General features: G+C 71.5%; 16 protein-coding genes, 1 tRNA gene and 1 other RNA gene. 15 read left to right on the top strand and 3 right to left on the bottom strand.

Going from position 1 to position 20,511, the window contains the following annotated elements:
• Positions 1–94: 94 nt before the first annotated feature.
• The 5 genes from ABT015_RS03575 to ABT015_RS03555 all read left to right on the top strand — a co-directional run bounded on the left by ABT015_RS03575 (position 95) and on the right by ABT015_RS03555 (position 7,261).
• Positions 95–1,087 carry an Lrp/AsnC family transcriptional regulator gene (locus ABT015_RS03575; protein ID WP_350876378.1) on the top strand — a complete coding sequence of 331 codons (993 nt, stop codon included), beginning with the start codon at positions 95–97 and terminating at the stop codon, positions 1,085–1,087.
• Positions 1,088–1,737: 650 nt separating this feature from the next.
• Entirely contained in the window at positions 1,738–2,976 is a 1,239-nt protein-coding gene (locus ABT015_RS03570) for a helix-turn-helix transcriptional regulator (RefSeq protein ID WP_350876376.1), read from the top strand.
• Positions 2,977–3,114: 138 nt separating this feature from the next.
• Positions 3,115–3,900, top strand: coding sequence for a toll/interleukin-1 receptor domain-containing protein (locus tag ABT015_RS03565; RefSeq protein ID WP_350876374.1), 786 nt, complete (start codon positions 3,115–3,117; stop codon positions 3,898–3,900).
• Positions 3,901–4,028: 128 nt separating this feature from the next.
• Entirely contained in the window at positions 4,029–5,858 is a 1,830-nt protein-coding gene (locus ABT015_RS03560) for a hypothetical protein (protein ID WP_350876372.1), read from the top strand.
• Positions 5,855–7,261 (top strand): hypothetical protein, encoded by a 1,407-nt coding sequence (locus ABT015_RS03555; RefSeq protein ID WP_350876370.1) that lies wholly within the window; start codon positions 5,855–5,857, stop codon positions 7,259–7,261. The genes ABT015_RS03560 and ABT015_RS03555 overlap by 4 nt, the downstream gene beginning before the upstream one ends.
• 92 nt (positions 7,262–7,353) lie before the next feature.
• Here ABT015_RS03555 and ABT015_RS03550 read toward each other — a convergent pair.
• Positions 7,354–7,438, bottom strand: a tRNA-Ser gene (locus ABT015_RS03550).
• Between the two features lie 107 nt (positions 7,439–7,545).
• Here ABT015_RS03550 and ffs point away from each other — a divergent pair.
• The 10 genes from ffs to ABT015_RS03500 all read left to right on the top strand — a co-directional run bounded on the left by ffs (position 7,546) and on the right by ABT015_RS03500 (position 17,785).
• An RNA gene (gene ffs / locus ABT015_RS03545) (signal recognition particle sRNA small type) lies at positions 7,546–7,642 on the top strand.
• 87 nt (positions 7,643–7,729) lie between these two features.
• Positions 7,730–9,928, top strand: coding sequence for a DNA polymerase III subunit gamma and tau (locus tag ABT015_RS03540; protein ID WP_350876368.1), 2,199 nt, complete (start codon positions 7,730–7,732; stop codon positions 9,926–9,928).
• A 121-nt stretch (positions 9,929–10,049) separates the two neighbouring features.
• A complete protein-coding gene (locus ABT015_RS03535; RefSeq protein WP_063348649.1) occupies positions 10,050–10,388 on the top strand; it encodes a YbaB/EbfC family nucleoid-associated protein in 339 nt (112 codons plus the stop codon).
• 181 nt (positions 10,389–10,569) lie between these two features.
• The gene (recR, locus tag ABT015_RS03530; protein ID WP_350876365.1) at positions 10,570–11,169 is read left to right on the top strand and encodes a recombination mediator RecR; all 600 of its coding nucleotides are present in this window, start codon (positions 10,570–10,572) and stop codon (positions 11,167–11,169) included.
• A complete protein-coding gene (locus tag ABT015_RS03525) occupies positions 11,162–11,911 on the top strand; it encodes a DUF5063 domain-containing protein (RefSeq protein ID WP_350876363.1) in 750 nt (249 codons plus the stop codon). Before recR ends, ABT015_RS03525 begins: the two co-directional genes overlap by 8 nt.
• Before the next feature lie 453 nt (positions 11,912–12,364).
• Positions 12,365–13,645, top strand: coding sequence for an aspartate kinase (locus ABT015_RS03520; protein WP_063348651.1), 1,281 nt, complete (start codon positions 12,365–12,367; stop codon positions 13,643–13,645).
• Positions 13,642–14,721, top strand: coding sequence for an aspartate-semialdehyde dehydrogenase (locus ABT015_RS03515; RefSeq protein WP_350876360.1), 1,080 nt, complete (start codon positions 13,642–13,644; stop codon positions 14,719–14,721). Before ABT015_RS03520 ends, ABT015_RS03515 begins: the two co-directional genes overlap by 4 nt.
• Before the next feature lie 289 nt (positions 14,722–15,010).
• Entirely contained in the window at positions 15,011–15,649 is a 639-nt protein-coding gene (locus ABT015_RS03510) for a SigE family RNA polymerase sigma factor (protein WP_371518046.1), read from the top strand.
• Complete coding sequence (locus tag ABT015_RS03505; protein WP_350876356.1) at positions 15,642–16,829, top strand: hypothetical protein; 1,188 nt, start codon at positions 15,642–15,644, stop codon at positions 16,827–16,829. Before ABT015_RS03510 ends, ABT015_RS03505 begins: the two co-directional genes overlap by 8 nt.
• Before the next feature lie 164 nt (positions 16,830–16,993).
• Positions 16,994–17,785 (top strand): SURF1 family protein, encoded by a 792-nt coding sequence (locus ABT015_RS03500; protein ID WP_350876354.1) that lies wholly within the window; start codon positions 16,994–16,996, stop codon positions 17,783–17,785.
• A gap of 86 nt (positions 17,786–17,871) precedes the next feature.
• On the opposite strand, the gene ABT015_RS03495 is transcribed toward ABT015_RS03500, so the two are convergent.
• Together ABT015_RS03495 and ABT015_RS03490 are read right to left on the bottom strand one after the other, a co-directional pair.
• Positions 17,872–18,444, bottom strand: a complete 573-nt coding sequence (locus ABT015_RS03495) for a hypothetical protein (RefSeq protein WP_350876352.1) — start codon at positions 18,442–18,444, stop codon at positions 17,872–17,874.
• Positions 18,441–20,366, bottom strand: coding sequence for a S9 family peptidase (locus ABT015_RS03490; protein ID WP_350876350.1), 1,926 nt, complete (start codon positions 20,364–20,366; stop codon positions 18,441–18,443). Before ABT015_RS03490 ends, ABT015_RS03495 begins: the two co-directional genes overlap by 4 nt.
• Positions 20,367–20,511 lie beyond the last annotated feature (145 nt).

The raw sequence follows: 20,511 nt of genomic DNA, 5'->3' as shown, positions 1-20,511 counted from the left end.
CCAGCTTCACCCAGGCGGACGAGAAATCCCCAAGCGATCCCGGAAGGTGCGGAGCAACATCCATCACGGCCTCTGGACATGTGACTATTCCTCCATGTACGACGACCTCGACCGCAGGATCATCCATGGTCTCTACTGCGCCCCGCGTGCTTCCTTCCGTCGCCTCGGCGAGGTCGTCGGCGTGTCCGAACAGACCGTGGCCCGCCGCTACAACGCGCTGCGCCGCGACGGGGTGATGCGTGTCGTCGGGCTGAGCAACCCGGTCGCCCACGGACTGGCGGAGTGGATCGCGCGGCTGCGGTGCCGCCCGGATGCTGCGGGGCCCGTCGCCGACTCACTCGCCCGGAGACCCGAAGTCGGCTACGCCAGCGTCGCCTCCGGCGGATCGGAGATCATCTGCACCATCCGCTCGACCCCCGACACCGGGCGCGACGACGTCCTGCTGCGGCAACTCCCGAAAGCCGCTTCGATCCTGGACATGAGCGTGGACCTTCTCCTCCACCCGTTCAGTCGCCCAGGCACGGCAGGCTGGGCCGGCGGCAAGCGCTCACTCACCGACGAGCAGGTGCAACAGCTGACAGCGCAGCGCCCCGCACCCGCCGGGCCCCCGCCCGCCCCGACCGACGGGGACCGCCCCCTCTTCGAGGCCCTGGCCGAGGACGGCCGCGCCTCCCACACCCGTCTGGCGCAGGCCACCGGCTGGTCCGCGACCCGCGTCGCCCGCCGACTGGAGGCGCTGGAAGCCACCGGCTCCCTCACCTACGGCATCGACATCCTGGCCGAACGGCTCGGCTACGACCTCAACGCCATCCTCTGGCTCCAGGTCGACCTGCCCGACCTCCACCGGATCGGGGAGGAGCTCGCCCGGCACGACGAATGCGCCTTCGTCGCCGCCACCAGCGGCAGGCACAACCTCATGGCCGTCGTCATCTGCGAGGACACCCCCGCCTTCTACCGCTACCTCAGCAGCCGCCTGGCCCGCACCGAGGGCATCCGGGGCTACGAGATCAGCATCCGCGCCCGCCGCCTCAAGCAGTCCGTCTCCCTCATCCACCACGGACGGCTGGTCCACCCCGCACTCGGCTGACACGAGCGGGCCGCCGTCGGCCGGGCGCGCCGCCGACGCCGAGGCCGGAACGACGAAGACCCGGACCGCGTGATGCGGTCCGGGCCTTCTGCCGGCGGAGGATACGAGATTCGAACTCGCGAGGGGTTGCCCCAAACACGCTTTCCAATTCTCCTCGGCTCCGTTCAGCGGGGTCCACACCAGTACTGACCTGGAGCGGTGTGGTTGCCCCAGCCTCCTTCGAACGGCTCCGGACGGTGGCGAACGAGACCAGAAGTGAGACCAGCTGCCTCTGTCTTGTCGGTGGGCGTAGGCCTTCGTGTGCGTCGCGGGCTCGTCTGTTCGCGAATTCTGACCGCTCCATCTGGGGCTCTGTCAGAAGGTTCTTCAATTGGTTAGAGGAGGCAGCCCTGCCAGTCGCGGCGGCGCGGTAGTGAGGGCTGCGACGGGACGAGGCTTGGGGCCGGCGGGGTCTCGAACCCCGGCTCCACGCATGGCGCCGTAACGTCGGACGGCTGCTCTGGAGTCACCGCAAAGAGGCAACGGACAACTCGTCCGGATCGCCCCTTTGCGGGCGGAGTGCGTGCCAAACTCTCCCTCAGAGCAGTGGGATTGCTCCGATCACCCGCCCAGATCACCCAGTTTCAGGCATCGCCATGGGAAGGATTGGCATGATCATGTCGTTTGATTTCGGTCGGGAACTGCGCCGACTGCGAGACGAGGCCGGTCTCACCCTTGGGGGTCTTGCCCAAGAGGTGAACTACAGCAGGAGCCATCTCAGCCGAATCGAGCGTGGCGAAAAGCGGCCCTCCGTCGGCTTGGCCCGGCGGTGCGACGCATTGTTCGGATCAGCTGGACGCTTGCAGGCATTGGTGGGCCCGCACCCGTCCAGCCGTCTCGGACGGATGTCCGGGGCAGGTCGGCTGATGGCACGTCGTGGCTTGCTAGCAGCTGGAGCGGCGTCGCTGATCGGGTTCAGTCCAGTTGATGGTGAACGGATCGACCCGCCGGACGGCGTGTCACTTGTCGGGCCGTTCCGGGCGCAACTCGATCAGATGCGACAGCTTGGCCAGGCCACCGAGCCGTCCGCTCTCCTCGACCTGCTCGAAGCCCAAACCCGTACCGTTGCCAAGGTCGCCGCCAGCAGCGGTCCGCGTGACGGTGCACGACTGTTCGTCCTTGCCGCCCACTTTGCCGACTACACGGGCTGGATGGCACAGGAGGCCGGTGACAACGCGTCCGCCCTCGACTGGACCGCCAAGGCTGTTGGGCTCGCTCAGGCGGGGGGTGACCGTGACCTTGCCTTCTACGCCCTTGTCCGGCGCGCACTCGTCACCTTCTACGACGCCGATGCCGAACAGACCATCGCGCTCGCGAGCCGAGCGCAGGAGAGTCGACTGCCACCGCGGATTCGTGGGTTGGCCGCTCAACGCGAGGCACAGGGACACGCCTTGGCCGGAGACGAGCTGGCCTGCATGCGCAGTCTGGACCGAGCCCGTCAGCTGCTCGACTCTGCCTCGGCACGGGCTGGCACCGGACCGGTGATCGGTACCAGTCACCTGGTCGATCCGGCCGCCATGGTGACTGGGTGGTGCCTGTTCGACCTTGGGCGACCTCGTGAGGCCGCCGAAGTCTTCGACCGGGAGTGCCTGCGCATTTCGCCGCAGGCACTACGAACCCGGGCCAGGTACGGACTGCGGCGGGCACTGGCACACGCCGCGGCCGGCGAGATCGAACACTCTTGTGAAATTGCCGGCGAACTGCTCGATTTGGCCGTAGCTGTGCGTTCGGCCACGGTGACCGCGGACATCCGGCGTCTTGCGAAGGAGTTGGCGCGCTTTCGCACTAACCGATCTGTCCGCAATCTCCAACCTGCGCTGACCAGCGCCCTGCATCAGAGCCGGTCCTGATACCGCGGGCCGGCCTGAGATCAAGGGAATCCCGCTTCACCGGATTCCCTCCTGCGTGGCACCTCCTCGTGTGGGAGCCCGATGTGACTGCTCCATTGCTGTACTCGAAAACACCGACCCTCTGGAGGGGAATCCGCCATGCCTGACATTTTCATCAACTACCGCACCGGCGATGAGGAAGGCACCGCCACCCTGATCGAGCGGGAGCTCTCCCGGCGCTTCGGCAGCGAGCGCGTCTTCCGGGCCAGCAAGTCGATCGAAGCAGGCCAGCGTTTCCCGGAGGCCCTGATCACCGCCGTCCGCCGCAGTAGTGTCCTGCTGCCCGTCATCGGATCGCGTTGGGTGGACGCGCGGAGCGCGGATGGGGGCCGGGCACTCGACAATCCCGAGGACTGGACTCGCAGGGAGATCATCGAGGCGTTCGAGTCCGGCGCCCTGATCGTTCCTATCCTGGTTGACCGAGCGCCGAGGCTCCAACGGGCGGAACTACCGTCGGCGTTGGCCGGGCTGGCTGATCACCAGTATCGGCGACTGGACTTGCGCGATGCCGATGCCGACCTCACCCGCATCGCGAACGACCTGGCCGATCTCGTTCCGCAACTGGCTGCTGTCGACCACCAGAATGCCAGCGACGACCAGCGGCGGTCGGCCGAGGATGACGACCCCCGGTACCACGGCGTCCAGATCCGAGCCCATGAGATCCGCAGCCGCCAACGCGGCGGCATCGGCAACCTCGCCGGAGGATTCTCCGGCACCTTCGTCAGTGAGTCGAGCGGACCGGTTCACACAGGCAGCGGAGATCAGTACACAGCTCCGCGGTTCTCCGGGGACGGGATGGGTGTTACCTACATTGCTGGCAAGCACTCCGGCACCCTTCGCACCGACGTCGACAACCGCCGTCGCCCCGAGGACGGAGCCAGGTGAGCGGCGGGGAGAATACTTGGGTCAGCGAGTCAGCGGGCCCACTCCACAGCGGAAGTGGGCCGCAGTACAACTTCTGGCACACCGCTGCCACCTCCGATCGTCTGATCCGGGCAGGCGTGAATCCGTTGGTGATCGCCCACCAGTATCGGCTGCGGCTCAGCCGTTGGTTCGTGCCGCCCGACCACTACGGCACCGCCGTCGAGAGGCTGACCGCCCCCGGTTCCGTGGTCCTGCTGGAGGGCCCAGAAGGTTGTGGTCGACGGACCGCGGCGACCATGCTGCTTCACCAACTCGACCTCCCAGCAGGGAGGTTCGAGGAGCTGTCGGTGGAGCGTGATGAAGGCGGTCTGGACGCCGCTCCGCACGACCGGTTTCTTCTCGACCTGTCCGGAACGCCCGACGACCGGTACCTGGGCGCTCAGCGCGTCCTGACCTCCTACCGAGCGGTGGTCGAACACAGCGGTGCTCGTTTGGTCGTTGTTCTGCCAGCTGGTCTCGATTACCTACTGAAAGCCGAGTTCGCGCCACTCGTCGTACGGGTTGGGAGGCCGTACGGGCCGGCGGTGCTCAGCCGCTACCTCCGAGTGGCCGGCATCGGGTTCGACCCGGAAGAGCTGGACGGACCAGAGCTGAAAGAACTCCTGCATGAGTCTCCGATGCGCGAGCTCGCCAGACTCGCTGAGATGATCGGTCGCGCGCGGGACAGCGGCCACTACGGCTCCGAGTTCTCCGCTTGGCGCGCCGAGGCGGTTGCCGCGGTTACCAATTGGGCCGGTGAGGTGGCCAGGCAGGTCAGTACCCATCGCACCGCGCAGGATCGAGCCCTGTTGCTCACCGCCGCCATGCTGAACGGTGCCACCTCCGACGCTGTCTTTCACGGAGCGCTCGGTCTACTGGCCGAACTCCGGCACAGCGGTGACGAGACGCACCGGTTGGCCCAAGCCGATCTTGGCGAACAGCTGACGTCATTACATATCCGGCGTGACCACGATAGCCGGATCGGTTTTGAGCGACTCGCGTACGACAGTGCTGTACGGACTCACTTCTGGGCCAACTTTCCAGACCTACGGGGGAACCTTCGGAACTGGGTTGGCCGGGCCGTCACGCTGCCAGCACTCACGGGTGATGACCGGACGAACCTGGTTGTCCGCTTCGCCGAGCAGTCACTTGCTGCAGGACGCCCTGGCGACCTCTTCACCCTGGCCGAACTGTGGACACGTCCTGGCAGGTCCAGACGGTTGAACACCGAGGCGGCGACCCTCCTTGAACAGGGACTAACCCACGAGCGGTACGGCGCCAAGGTCCGCTCGAAGATCTACGAATGGGCGGTCGGCCCGCGGCTCGGCCCCGATCTCGTCCGCGTGCTGACAGGTGTCTGTCGGCACATCGTTGCCCCAACCCACCCCGATCAGGCGGTCGTGCGGCTGCACCACCTTGCGCTCCGTTCTGGTGGTGAAGAGATTGACGCCGCTCGGGCGGAGCTTCTGGAACTGGTCAGGGCGAACCGACGCCTCTACCAGCAGTTGGTCGACCGGGTGCTCGCCCGATTGCGTACCGCGCCGGAACCCAACTTCACATTGCTGCTTGAACTTCTGGAACCCGCTGGGATTCCGTTCCCGCCGCCGTGGCGGACCCTGCGCGCCGGATGGCAGGCGGTGCTCGTGCTACCCGCAGACCGTTGGGCGCCGATCGCGCACGAGTGGCTCACCGCAGTAGACGCCGATGAATGGGCGTGCGCGTTGGACGTCATGCTTCAGGCGGCCGGGGGCCGCCAGTCCGTTCTGAACGACTTCTACCTGATCGCCCGTGACTGGGCCGAGGCCGGGGCTCAGGTGCCGCCCGAGCAGGCGGCCTCCCGTATGGCGACCGCGTACCGGTGTTGGCAAAAGATCGACTTCGAGCAGGGCATCGAGACCCTTGACGGTCGTCCTGGTGCCTCAGAAAAGGAGCACCGATGAAGTTCAAGAGCAAGGCGCTGCCCATCCTGCTCGTCCTCGTCTGCGGGGCGGCACTCGTCCTGGTTGGTCGGTTGTCGGGCTGGCCGGTCTGGTTGGACGTCTTCCTCGCAACGACCGTGGCAGCCGGCCTGGGTCTGTTGGTGATGCGCCATCCTGTCCCGTCTCCCCAGGTGGTCGAGGTACCACCGGAGCCGCTGTACGCCGGTCCGAGCGCTCCTGCGGAACCGCCCTTTCGAGAGACCCGGGTGGAGGGTCTGGCGCTTCCGAGTGCACTACCCGACTACAGCTTCGTGTTCTCCGCCACCGTGCGCTGGCGGGCGACCCACAGCCTTCACGACTTTGCACACGCCAACTTGGCGAACCTCGCCGTGTCCGCAGTACTGGAGCGGGCGCAGTTCGTCACCAACCACGAACATCCGTACCACTCGGCCGCAGCCAGCTATCGGTTGGCGGGCACGCTGGGCGCGGAGGCCGCGGACGCGTCGGCGCGTGTCACCTCGCTGGCGACCGACGTTTCACTGACCCTGTACCCGGCTGACCGCGACCGTCTTGAGAAGCTGGCAAGACTCCACAAGACGGAGGATGCCTGGGAACAGCACCGGCACTATGAGCGGAACAGGCGGACCTACCTCGGCGAGGAGGTGCTCAAGAGCCCAGGTAGTGCGGTGGTGTGGTGGCTGACACGCCACGAAGACGAGGTCGAAAAGGCAGTGGACATGATTGGCCCGCTCGCCCAGCTTTCCGCCGCCGCCAACAACACCGAGGTCGCCGAGCCGTTCCGGCGCCTCGTGGCAGGCACTTCGACCCCCGGGCCGGCAGTCCCCATGGGCGACCCCGCCTCGCCGGAGCATCCGGCTGAGGACCGCGCCGGAGTGGCGATCCCGCTCGGTCCCAGCGCTTCGCCGGTGGTGGAATCGGACGAGGCCGTTGTCGAACATATTCGCCAACTGCTGGAGGAACTTGGCCTGGAGGAGGGATCTGCCGAGCGCGAGGTGCTCGTGCACCGAATCGCACGCTCGACCGACGCCGCCGGCCGAGTCGTCGCCGCGGAGCGAATCCGGCAGCACCTGTCGGGTCGATGGCCTGGCAAGGCGTCGCCTGCTGAGGAGACGCAGGGCGAACAGTCGCAGATGCCGACTCCCTCCCCGGGCTCCGGCGAGACCGTCCAGGAGCAGCGGGCCGAGCACCAAGGCCACCGAGATCATGGTGGGCAGGCCGATCAGATGCCGATCGCCGACCGAACTGAGAGGCTCAACACAGTGGACGACTACTACGATATGAATCGCGTGACCTGGGGCGCGTTGTCGCGACACGAGGTGACCGACGTCTCCGTGCTGTCGGCAGAGTCGGAAGCTTCCGCCGGACAGGAGCCATCGGAACGTGGCTGGGACACCGATCACTGACGTTTGCTGCGTTCTACAGCCGGTAAATGTGCCAACTGCAGCCATGAAGCGACGAAGGCCCGGGCCGCTGTGCGGTCCGGGCCTTCTGCCGGCGGAGGATACGAGATTCGAACTCGTGAGGGGTTGCCCCCAACACGCTTTCCAAGCGTGCGCCCTAGGCCTCTAGGCGAATCCTCCGTGGGAGAGCTTAGTACATGTTCGGGGGTGGTCGCGACCAGCGATCCCGTAGGCGGGAGGGTGGGGTTGCCTGTGGATCGTCGGGGCTCGGATCCGGTAGTGTGGGTGTCAGCCCCTCGTGTGGCGTTATCTCTCTGAACCCCCCCAGGGCCGGAAGGCAGCAAGGGTAAGAGGGCTCTGGCGGGTGCACGGGGGGTCTTTGCGTTCCCGGGCGGTCATCGGGGGCGCCGGGGGACGGTGGGGAGGCGAGGGGCGACGCGTTTGTCGGTGCGTCCCGATATCGTCGGGGGTGTGTCCCTAGCCCTGTACCGCCGCTACCGCCCCGAGACCTTCGCGGAGGTCATCGGGCAGGAGCACGTGACCGCTCCGCTCCAGCAGGCCCTGCGTAACAACAGGGTCAACCACGCGTACCTGTTCAGCGGGCCGCGCGGCTGCGGGAAGACGACGAGTGCGCGCATCCTGGCCCGCTGTCTGAACTGTGAACAGGGGCCGACCCCCACGCCCTGCGGGGAGTGCCAGTCCTGTCGCGACCTCGCGACCGGCGGGCCCGGCTCGATCGACGTGATCGAGATCGACGCGGCCTCGCACGGTGGTGTGGACGACGCGCGCGAGCTGCGGGAGCGGGCGTTCTTCGCGCCGGTCCACAGCCGCTACAAGATCTTCATCCTGGACGAGGCGCACATGGTGACCTCGGCCGGGTTCAACGCGCTGCTCAAGGTGGTCGAGGAGCCTCCGGAGCACCTCAAGTTCATCTTCGCGACCACGGAGCCGGAGAAGGTGATCGGGACGATCCGGTCCCGGACGCACCACTACCCGTTCCGGCTGGTCCCGCCGGGCACGCTGCGCGACTACCTGGCGGAGGTCTGCGGGCGGGAGGGCATCCAGGTCGAGGACTCGGTGTTCCCGCTGGTGGTCCGGGCCGGGGCCGGGTCGGTGCGTGACTCGATGTCGGTCATGGACCAGCTGCTGGCCGGCGCCGCCGAGGGCGGCGTGACGTACCAGATGGCGACCTCGCTGCTCGGGTACACCGACTCGGCGCTGCTGGACGAGGTGGTGGACGCCTTCGCCGCGCACGACGGGGCGACGGTGTTCCAGGTGATCGACCGGGTGATCGAGGGCGGGCACGACCCGCGCCGCTTCGTCGCCGACCTGCTGGAGCGGCTGCGCGACCTGGTGATCCTGGCCACCGTGCCGGAGGCGGGGGAGAAGGGGCTGATCGACGCCCCTGCGGACCGGGTCGCGATCATGCAGGCGCAGGCGGACGCGTTCGGCTCGGCGGAGCTGAGCCGGGCGGCGGACATCGTCAACACCGGGCTGACCGAGATGCGCGGCAACGCGGCGCCGAGGCTGCAGCTGGAGCTGATCTGCGCCCGGGTGATGCTGCCGGGCGCGTACAGCGACGAGCTGTCGTTGCAGGCGCGGCTGGACAAGCTGGAGCGCCGGGCGGCGGCCGGCGGGTTCGCCGCGCCGATGCCGATGCCGATGCCGATGGGGGCGGGGGTGCCGGTGGCGGCGCCCATGGCCGCGCCCGTTCCGGCGCCGGCGCCGGTGGCGGAGGCTGCCGTGGTGCAGCCTGCGCCGGTACACGCTGCGCCGGCCCCTGCACCGACTGCACCGACTGCACCGGCAGCCCCCGCGGCGCCCGCCGGGCCCGCGCCGGGTGCCTGGCCGATCCCGCGCAGCTTCCCGCCGGCGGGCGGGGCCCCGGCCGCGGCCCCCGCGCCGCAGCCGCCGGCCCAGGCCGCCGAGGCCGTCGAGGCCACCCCGGCCCCGGTGTCCGCCCCCGCCCCCACTCCTGCGGCGCCCGCGCCCGCCCCGGCCGGGCAGCCCGCCGAGCCGGCGTCGGCCGCCGCGCAGCAGGGCGCGGCGCAGGTCCGGCAGCTGTGGCCGCAGATTCTGGAGGCGGTGAAGAACCGCCGCCGCTTCACCTGGATCCTGCTCAGCCAGAACGGCCAGGTGGCCGGGTTCGACGGCAGCGTGCTCCAGGTGTCCTTCATCAACGCGGGCGCCCGGGACAGCTTCGTCGGCAGCAACAGCGACGACGTGCTGCGCCAGGCGCTGACCGACGCGCTGGGTGTGGACTGGCGGATCGAGTGCATCGTCGACCCGTCCGGGGGCGGTTCCCTCGGCGGCGGTACGGCCGTCGGTGGCGGTGGCCTGGGCGGTGTCGCCCCGAGCGGTGGTGGCTGGGGGGCACCGGCCCGTCCGGCGGCCGCCGCGCCGCCGGTGTCGGCTCCGGCTCCGGGGCCCGCGCCGGTCCGGTCGCAGCCCTCCCCGCAGGTGCAGGCCGCCCCGGCGCCCGCGCCGGTCCAGGCCCCGCCGCCGGTGGCCGCGCCGCCGGCCCGTCCGGTGCGCGCGGTGGCGCCGGAGGACGACATCCCGGAGGAGGACGACCCGGACCTCAACGAGGAGGCGTTCTCCGGTCAGGAGCTGATCATCCGGGAGCTGGGCGCGACGGTTCTGGAGGAGATCCACCACCGCGGCAACTGAGCGACGGCCCGCCCCGCCAGCACGTAGGCTCGGCCGTGACGACGCGAGCGGGACTGCAAGCGGACGTGACCGCAGGCAGGACGGCGACGCAGGACAGCAAGCACGAAGCGAGGAGTGAGCCGTGTTCCCCGGTGGTGGCCAGCCCAACATGCAGCAGTTGCTGAAGCAAGCGCAGAAGATGCAGCAGGATCTCGCGCAGGCGCAGCAGGAGCTGGCGGAGACGAAGGTGAGCGGTTCGGCGGGCGGTGGCCTGGTCGAGGCCACGGTGACCGGTGCGGGTGAGCTGGTGGCGCTGACCATCGCCCCGGCGGCCGTTGACCCGGAGGACACCGAGACCCTGGCCGACCTGGTCCTGGCGGCCGTGCGGGACGCCAACCAGTCGGCGCAGAAGATGCAGGCCGAGCGCATGGGCCCGCTGACCCAGGGCCTGGGCGGGGGTATCCCCGGTCTGCCGTTCTGACCTGGGGGAGTTCCCGGACGGGGGCTCCGACCAGGTAGGTCTGAGGTCCTGAAGTTCTGAAGTTCAGACAACGGACCCATGTGATTTATGTGGGAGTCGGGCGTCGGGCGGTGTGTCCGGCGCCCGATTCGTTGGATGATGGCACCGGAGCACCACCGACCATCCGAGGGAAGGCGCGACGTTGTACGAGGGCGTGGTTCAGGACCTGATCGACGAACTGGGCAGGCTGCCCGGCGTCGGGCCCAAGAGCGCCCAGCGGATCGCCTTCCACATCCTGCAGTCCGACCCGACCGACGTGCGCCGCCTCGCGCACGCGCTGCTGGAGGTCAAGGACAAGGTCCGGTTCTGCGCGGTCTGCGGCAACGTCGCGGAGGCCGAGCAGTGCCGGGTCTGCCTGGACCCGCGCCGCGACCTCGGCGTCATCTGCGTGGTCGAGGAGTCCAAGGACGTCGTCGCCATCGAGCGCACCCGCGAGTTCCGCGGCCGCTATCACGTGCTGGGCGGCGCGATCAGCCCCATCGAGGGCGTCGGCCCGGACGACCTGCGGATCCGCGAGCTGCTGGCGCGCCTCGCGGACGGCACGGTCACCGAGCTGATCCTGGCCACCGACCCCAACCTGGAGGGGGAGGCGACCGCCACCTATCTGGCCCGGCTCTGCAAGCCGATGGGCCTGAAGGTGACCCGGCTGGCGAGCGGCCTGCCCGTCGGCGGGGATCTGGAGTACGCGGACGAGGTCACCCTCGGTCGCGCCTTCGAAGGGAGACGACTTCTCGATGTCTGACCGGACGCTCGACCAGCAGCCCCACACGCCCCACCAGCCGTCCCACGGGCAGGCCCACCAGCCGGCCCCCGGACAGCCGCACGGGGAGTCGCAGAGCCACACCCCGCACACCCATGCGCACGGTTCGGAGCCGGACGACTTCGCCGTGCAGATCGCCGACTCGGTGGAGAGCTTCGTGCTCGCCGTCACCGAGGTCGCCAAGGGCGACGAGCCGGGCAGCGCGGTCTCGCTGCTGCTCCTGGAGGTCTCGCAGCTGCTGCTGGCCGGTGGCCGGCTGGGCGCCATCGAGGACGTCGTCCCGGAGGACCGCTTCGAGCCGGACGCCGGGCCGGAGCCGGACGGCGAGCAGCTGCGCGAGCGGCTGGCCGAGCTGCTCGCGCCGATCGACGTCTACCACGAGGTCTTCGACCCGTACGGCCCGCCGGAGAAGCCGAACGCCTTCCGGATCTCGGACGACCTGGCCGGCGTGGTCGGCGAGCTGCAGCACGGGCTGACCCACTACCGCGAGGGCCGGGTCAGCGAGGCGCTGTGGTGGTGGCAGTTCTCGTACCTCTCCAACTGGGGCACGACCTGCACGGCGGTGCTGCGGGCGCTGCAGTCGCTGATCGCGCACGTCCGGCTGGACAGTCCGATCGGCGCGGTGCCGGACGGCGCCGACACCGACGACGACGGGCTCACCGACGAGCAGCTGGAGCAGCAGGCCGGCGACCTGATGGCGGCGGAGCTGGGCCTCGGGCGGTAGCGCCGCCCTCCGGCGCCCGTGCCGTTCCGGCACGCCTGTGCGATTCCGGCACGTCCGCGTGATTCCGGCACGCCCGGACGTCGCCCCGGCGCGCGCCGGTTTTCGGTGCGCCCCCGGCGGTCGTCGGCCGGGCACCGGCCGGTTGTCGATCGGTTGTCGACCGGTCCTCGGCCGATTGTGACGAATGCCTCAGCATTCCGCGCGGAAAAGAAATCCCGCCGGATCACCGTCCGTTGATCCGCCGATTCTTCGGGGCGGTGGCGAATTGCCCGCAGACCTGCCGGTGGTGCCGCCCGTTTCGCCGACCACCTGCTGAAACGGGCGTCTCATCATATGGAAAGCGCCGGTTGAGGCACCCCTGCTCGGTAGACTGGCGCCGACCGCACAGCCCCTTTTCCCCGGGGGTGCGGGGGCCTGGTGCCCCCGGAAGACGACACAAGTCGAGGAGCGCACGTGGGCCTTGTCGTGCAGAAGTACGGCGGCTCATCCGTTGCGGATGCCGAAGGCATCAAGCGCGTTGCCCGCCGAATCGTTGACGCCAAGAAGGCCGGCCATGAGGTCGTCGTCGTGGTGTCCGCAATGGGCGACACGACGGACGAGCTCATCGAACTCGCGGAGCAGGTGTCACCGCTTCCTGCCGGCCGTGAGTTCGACATGCTGCTGACCGCTGGAGAGCGCATTTCCATGGCGCTGCTGGCCATGGCGATCAAATCGCTGGGGCACGAGGCGCAGTCCTTCACGGGCAGCCAGGCCGGCGTCATCACCGACTCCGTCCACAACAAGGCGCGCATCATCGACGTGACGCCTGGTCGCATCCGCACCGCCCTGGACGAGGGCAACATCGCGATCGTGGCCGGCTTCCAGGGCGTGTCACAGACCAGCAAGGACATCACCACGCTGGGTCGCGGCGGCTCGGACACCACCGCCGTCGCCCTCGCCGCCGCGCTCAAGGCCGAGGTCTGCGAGATCTACACCGACGTGGACGGCGTGTTCACCGCCGACCCGCGCGTGGTGGCGAAGGCCCGCAAGATCGACTGGATCGCGTACGAGGACATGCTGGAGCTGGCGTCGTCCGGCTCCAAGGTGCTGCTCGACCGCTGCGTGGAGTACGCCCGGCGCTACAACATCCCGATTCACGTACGCTCGTCCTTCTCGGGTCTTCCCGGGACGATCGTCAGCAACGAGAACCCGCACAAGCCCGAAGGGGGCGAGATGGAGCAGGCCATCATCTCCGGAGTCGCCCACGACACGTCCGAGGCCAAGGTCACGGTCGTCGGCGTGCCCGACAAGCCGGGCGAGGCGGCCCGCATCTTCCGCGCCATCGCGGACGCCGAGGTCAACATCGACATGGTGGTGCAGAACGTCTCCGCCGCGTCGACCGGGCTGACCGACATCTCCTTCACCCTGCCCAAGGCGGAGGGCCAGAAGGCCATCGACGCGCTCGGCCGGGTCAAGGAGGGCATCGGCTACGAGTCGCTGCGCTACGACGACGCGATCGGCAAGATCTCCCTGGTCGGCGCGGGCATGCGCTCCAACCCGGGCGTCACGGCGGCCTTCTTCGAGGCGCTGTCCGCCGCGGGCGTCAACATCGAGCTGATCTCCACCTCGGAGATCCGCATCTCGGTCGTCACCCGCGCCGAGGACGTGCCGGAGGCCGTCCGCGCCGTGCACAGCGCCTTCGGACTGGACAGCGAGACGGACGAGGCCGTCGTCTACGGAGGCACCGGGCGATGACCCGGCGGCCGAACCTCGCCGTCGTCGGCGCCACCGGCGCGGTCGGCGAGGTGCTGCTCGGCCTGCTCTCCCTGCGCCAGGACGTCTGGGGCGAGATCCGACTCGTCGCCTCCCCGCGCTCGGCCGGCCGCAAGCCGGTCGTGCGCGGGGTGCCGGTCGAGGTCGTCCCGCTGGCCGAGGAGGCCTTCGAGGGGATCGACGTCGCCGTGTTCGCCGTCCCCGACGAGGTCTCCGCCCAGTGGGCGCCGATCGCGGCCGCCAAGGGCGTCGTGGTGGTCGACGACTCCGCCGCCTTCCGTACCGCCGAGGACGTGCCGCTGGTCGTCCCCGAGGTCAACGCGGCCGCGCTGCGGCTGCGCGCTCGCGGCATCGTCGCCAGCCCCGCCAGCACCACCCTCGCGATGATCGCGGCCGTCGGCGCCCTGCACGCCGAGTACGGGCTCGCCCAACTCGTCGTCGCCTCCTACCAGGCCGCCTCCGGCGAGGGCCGGATCGGCGAGGCGGCGCTGCGTGAGCAGACCGCCCTGGTGGCCGGCACCGAGGTCGGCCGGCAGGCCGGCGACCTGCGCGCGGTGATCGCCGACCACGGGCCGTTCGCCGCCCCGCTCGCGTTCAACGCGGTGCCCTGGACCGGCTCCCTGGTGGACGGCGGCTGGTCCTCCGAGGAGGTCGGCATCCGCGCCGAGGCCCGCAAGATCCTCGGCCTGCCCGCTCTCAAGGTCTCCGCGACCTGCGTCCGCATCCCGGTCGTCCGCACCCACGCGCTGGCCGTGCACGCGCTCTTCGAACGCGAGGTCACCCAGGAGCACGCGCAGCAGATCCTCCGCGACGCCCCCGGGGTCGTGTTGTACGACGACCCGGCGGCCGGCGAGTTCCCCACGCCGAACGACGTGGTCGGGACGGACCCGGTCTGGGTCGGGCGGGTGCGCCGGGCCCTCGACGAGCCGGCCGCGCTCGACCTCTTCCTCTGCGGCGACAACCTGCGCAAGGGTGCGGCGCTCAACCTGCTGCAGATCGCGGAGCTGGTGGCGGGTGAGCTGACGGTGACGCAGGAAGGCGCGCCGGAAGCGGCGTAGGAGAAGGCGTAGGGCGGGGCCTGGCAGGAGGCCCGGGCGAGGCGTAGGGAAAGAGGCCTGGCAGGAGGCCCGGGCGAGGGCCCGGAAGATGCCCCGGGAAGGCCTGGAGCCGCCCGGTCCCGGGCCCGCCCGGCCCCCGATCCGGGGAGGGCGTGTCCGCTCCTCGACACAATCTGTCCGGAATCCCGATGGAATCCCCTGGAGGCCTCTTCCGCCGATGCGGAAGAATGGCCCCCGGGCTGGGCAACCATGACAGGGGATCGAGTGTCCAACGGGCGTGGCGAACGTGATGGTGGGAGCAGGGGCGGGCATCCCGGCGAGAGCCGTGGTGGCCTTCCCCTCGCGCGCCCCGTGGCCGGCGAGTAGGCCGGAAGACGACCAGATGACCGCGGTCGCACCCGGTGCGGCGGGCTCCGGTGCCGGTACCGACGCGGGTACCAGCGAGGACCTGCTCACCGAGACCTACCAGGCACACTACGGCTCCCTGCTGCGGCTCGCCGCGCTGCTCCTGGACGACCTCTCGACCTGCGAGGACGTCGTCCAGGAGGCGTTCATCCGGGTGCACGCCGCCCGGCGCCGGGTCCGCGAGCCCGAGAAGACCCTGGCCTACCTGCGGCAGACCGTCGTCAACCTGTCCCGCTCGACCCTGCGCCGACGGATCCTCGGCCTGCGCCTGCTGCCCAAGCCCATGCCTGACATGGCCAGTGCAGAAGAAGGCGCTTACGATGCGCTGGAGCGCGACCAGTTGAAGGCCGCGCTGCGTGGTCTGCAACGCCGTCAGCGGGAGGTTCTGGTGCTGCGTTACTTCGTGGACATGACGGAGGCGCAGGTCGCCGAGACCCTCGGCATCTCGCTCGGATCGGTGAAGGCCTACGGCTCGCGCGGACTCGCCGCCCTGCGCACCCAGATGGCGGCCGGGCATGGCTGACGGCGCCGGGCGGTGGCCCTCGGACGGTGAGGGCGACGGGCTCTCCGCCGAGGAACGAAGCGTCCGCGACCTGATGCGCAGCGCCGTCGCCGGCATCCAGCCCGAACCCGGCGGCCTGCCGCGGATCCGGTACGCCGTACCCCGCCGACGGGCCGCCCGGCGCGGAGCCTGGACCGGCGCCGCCGCCCTCGCCCTCGCCGTCGCCGTGGCCCTGCCCGCCCTGCACGACGGGGAGCACCTCGGCCTGTCCGGCGGCCCCGGCTCGGCCGACGCCAGCAGCCCGGCCCCCGCCGCCCCGACCGGCACCAGGACCGGCGGCGCCCCCGGCACCGGCACACCCCCGCGGCCCGGCCCCAGCGGCACCGGCGACACCGCATCGCCCTCCGGCACCCCCACCGCCTCACCCAGCCCCGGCGCCAGCACCACCCGCGCCGACGGCACCACCGCCCCGCCCGCCCCCGCCGCCAGCACCGGCGACAGCCCGATCACCCCGCTCTGCACCCGGGCCGACCTCGGCCAGGGCGGCGCACAGGTCGGCCCGGCCGGCGCCGACGGCCGGATCCACGGCTCGTTCACCGTGTACAACGTCTCCGGCCACAGCTGCCGGCTCGGCGGCCCGGGCGCCGTCGCCGTCACGGCGGTGAGCGGGACCGACCGCAGCCGCGTGCGCACCGCCGACCACGCCGCCGGCGACCCGGCCGGCGACCTGCCCGCGATGGACGCGGAGCCCCCCGTCCTCGCCCCGCAGGCCGGCTACCAGGTGCCGTTCGACTGGATCCCCGACCGGACCTGCCCCACCTCCGGCGGCAGCACCGCCACCACCGGGCCCACCAGCCAGGGCGGCGCCAACCAGGCCCTCGCGGTCTCCCAGGCACCCACCGCCGCCACCGATGCCGCCCCGGCGGCCTCGGACGCCTCGGCGGCCCCCAGCACCAACCCCCAGGCCAGCTCGTCCCCCAGCGCCGGGCCGACCAACGCGCCCAGCCCCACCACCACCCCGACCGGCAACCCCACCATCGCGCCGGCCACCGCCACCATCGCCCACACCCCCGCCCCCGGCAGCCCTGCCGTTGCCACCGCCACCTTCCCCGTGACCTGCGCCGGCACCCTCTACCGCGGTGGCGTCCAGGCGGTGGGCGCACCGGCGCCGCAGCCGTCGGACGTGCCCGCGGCGGGCTGACGGGCTTCGCGGCCCCGGCGGCGGTCCGGCGGCGGCCCGGGCGGGCGGTCGGCGGGCCGTCGGGGTCGGGTGGGCAGGGTCGGACGGGCGACCAGCCGGTCCGACGTGGCCGATGGCGGACCCCTGCGGCCGGGACGGGTGTGAGGAGTGGTTACCGTGGGGGTGTGTACCGGTTCCTCCTGACTCCGCGCTGGCTCGGCGGCACCGCGCTGGCCGTCGCGGCCGTGGCGGTGTGCGTCTGGCTGGGCTCCTGGCAGCTCGGCCGGTTCGAGGACCGGTTCTCGTCGCACCAGGAGACCAAGCAGAACGTCACCGTTTCGAGTGATGTGCGGCCGATCGACGACCTGCTCAACCAGGCGACCCCGCAGGTGACCACCGAGACCGTCGGCAAGCCCGTCACCCTGACCGGCAGCTACGACGCGGAGCATCAGCTCCTCGTCCCGAACCGGGTGGTCGACGGCAAGCAGGGCTACTACGTGCTCACCCCGCTGCGCACCGCCGACGGTCGGTTCGCCGCCGTGGTCCGCGGCTGGGCGCCCGGTGCGCCCGCCGAGGGCGCGTCCGCGGCCGCGCCGCCGCCCCCCGGCCAGGTGACCGTCACCGGGCGGCTGCAGGCCGGTGAGTCCAGTGGCAGCAACGGCGCCGTGGCGGGCGGTCTGCCGGCCGGTCAGCTCGGCACGGTCAACCGGGCGGCGCTGCTCAACGCGCTCGCTTACGACGGCTGGTACGACGGCTGGGTGGCCGCCGACACGGTGCCGGCCGGGCTGACCCCGGTGCCGACGGTCCAGCCGCAGGGCGGCGACGGGCTCACCCTGCGGGCGTTCCAGAACCTCGGCTACACCCTGGAGTGGTTCGTCTTCGGGGGCTTCGTCATCTTCATGTGGTTCCGCCTGGTGCGCCGCGAGGGGGAGGCGGAGCAGGACCGGGCCCTTGGACTGGACCCGGTCCTGGACTGACCTCCGCGGTTCGGCGCCCGCCCCTGCCCGGCCCGCCCTTGCCCAGCCCGCCCTTGCCCGGCCGGCCCTTGCTCGGCCGGCCTGCCTCAGCGGGTTGGCCTGCCGGGGGCGGGCGGAGCGGACGGCAGGGCCGGGACGACCGGTGCGGTCGTCGGCTTCCCGGGCGCCGTCGGGGAGGACGGCACCGGCGTCGGCGACCCGGTGAACGCCGGCTCGTCGTGGCACCGGCCGTGGCCGCCGCTCACGTCGTCGTTCGAGTCGTAGCGGTCGATGTGGTGGTGCACGGTGCGCCCGGTCTTCGTTCCCTTGGAGCCGGAGCCCTTGGACCCGGAGCCCTTCGAGCCGGACGAGCCCTTCGACCCGCTGGATCCCTTGGCGAGCCGGACCGCGTCCTCGCCCGCCGCAGGCGCGTACGCCGCCCGGGCGACGGCGGGCCCCGGCCCTGCCGCGTTCGGCCCCACCGCGTTCGGCCCCACCGCGTTCGGCCCCGGCGCGCTCGCGCGGGTCGCGGTGGCGGCCGGTGCGGTTGGCACGGCCGTGGTCGGCGTGGGGCCGACCGGGGGCGGGCAGGCGGCCTCGGCGCCGTGCCCGCCCGAGCAGCCGGTGAGCACCAGGGCTCCGGCCACCGCGACCCCCGCGAGCGTCAGCAGACGCCTCACACCGTCTCCCCGTCGCCGGCCTGCGACGCTGCGGGGAGGTGCCGTCGGACGAAGTCGATCTCCAGCCGCAGCTGCTTGATCCGCTCCTCCACCACCAGCGACCCGTGCCCGGCGTCGTACCGGTAGACCTCGTGCGGCTTGCCCAGCTGCTCCAGCCGCCCGACGTAGTTCTCGATCTGCCGGATCGGGCAGCGCGGGTCGTTGACCCCGGCGCTGATGTAGACCGGCACCCGCACCTGCTCGACGTAGCTGAGCGGCGAGGAGGCGGTGAAGCGCTCCGGGACCTCCTCCGGGGTGCCCCCGAAGAGGGTGCGGTCCAGCGACTTGAGCGCCTCCATCTCGTCGGCGTACGCGGTGTGGTAGTCCGCGACGGGCACGGCGGCGACGCCCAGCGTCCAGCTGTCCGGCTGGACGCCGATGCCCAGCAGGGTCAGGTAACCGCCCCAGCTGCCGCCGGTGAGCACCAGCCGGCGCGGGTCGGCGAGGCCGCCGGCGACCGCCCACTCCCGGACGGCCGCGATGTCCTCCAACTCGATCAGGCCGACCCGCTCGTGCAGGGCGTCGGTCCAGGCCTGGCCGTAGCCGGTGGAGCCGCGGTAGTTGACCCGGACCACCGCGAAGCCGTGGTCCAGCCAGGCGGCCGGGCCGGCGGCGAAGGAGTCGCTGTCGTGGTGGGTGGGGCCGCCGTGGATCTCGAACACGGTCGGGAAGGGGCCCTCGCCCGCCCCGGCCGGGCGCTGCACCAGGGCGTGCACCCGCCCGCCGGGCCCGTCCACCCAGACGTCCTCGACCGGGATGGAGCCGGGCGGCACCGCGCCGGGCGCCCGCAGCACGACCGTCCCGGCGGTGGAGCGGACGGCGGAGGGCTCGGCGGCGGAGGACCACAGGTACTCGACGGTGCCGTCCGGGCGGGCGGTGGCGCCGCCGACGGTGCCGCGCGGGGTGTCCAGCCGGGTCAGCCGACCGTCGGCCAGCGTGTACGAGAACAGTTCGCTGCGCGCCTCGTACTCGTGCTCCACGAGCAGCACCTCGGCGCCGGGGCACCACTGCGCGGAGACGTCGCCGGGCAGCTCGCGCCCCTGCTCGTCACGCAGCGGCAGCGCGGTCTCGGCACCGGTGGCGACGTCCCAGATCATCGGCTCCCAGCGGCCGGTGCGCTGGTGGGCCACCAGCAGCCGGGTGTCGCCGTCGACCGGGGCGAAGCCGAGGCAGGCGACGCCGCGCGGCTCGTCCCGGCCGGTCACCTCGTCGAGTTCGGCGACGGTTACGACGGTCTCGGTGGGCTCTACGGGTTCGCCCGTCGTGCCGTTCGCGCCGCTCGTGCCGTCCGAGAGGCGGACGATCCGGATCGCGGAGTGCATCGCGTCGCCGTGCTCGGTGTGGTCGATGGCGAGCAGCGTGCCGTCGTAGCTGAGGTCGCCGACGCCGCCGTACTCCGCGTGCCGGTAGATCTCGACGGCCTCGGCCGCTCCGGGGCGGCGCAGGTGCAGGGTGGTGCCGTCCTCGTCGGTGGAACGTCCGACGACCACCGTGCCGTCGCGGCCGAGCGCCAGGCCGGCCGAGTAGGAGGGGGCGAGGCCGGGCACGGCCTCCTCGTCGGGGGTGCCGGCGCTGCGGTCCGCGGGCATGCCTGCGAAGGGCTGGCGGCGCCAGACGCCGAACTCGTCGCCGTCGTGGTCGTCGAACCACCACACCCAGGCACCGTCGGGGGACAGCTCGGCGTCGGTGGTGCCGTTCGGGCGGTCGGTGACCTGCCGGTGGGTGCCGGTGACCCGGTCCCAGGCGTAGACCTCGTAGGTGCCGGTCGCGTTGGACACGTACAGCGCCCGGTCGGGGGCGTCCTCGGCCCAGTCGGGGAGTGACACCCGTGCTGCCCTGAACCGCTGCTCCCACGCCGGTACGGCGCTCTTCTCCTCGCTCATCCGACCATCCAACCCGATCGGAGGGACAGAACGGAACGGGCGGGGGACGGAACGGGGCGGGCGGGGGGGCCCCCCCCCCCCCCGGGGCCGGCCCCCCCCCCCCCCCCCCCCCCCCCCCCCCCCCCCCCCCCCCCCCCCCCCCCCC

Source organism: Kitasatospora sp. NPDC094016, assembly GCF_040304045.1.
In the GTDB taxonomy this organism is placed as follows: Bacteria; Actinomycetota; Actinomycetes; order Streptomycetales; family Streptomycetaceae; genus Kitasatospora.
Note: the sequence above shows the minus strand (reverse complement) of the source record. Positions and strands in the feature narration are given on the sequence as shown.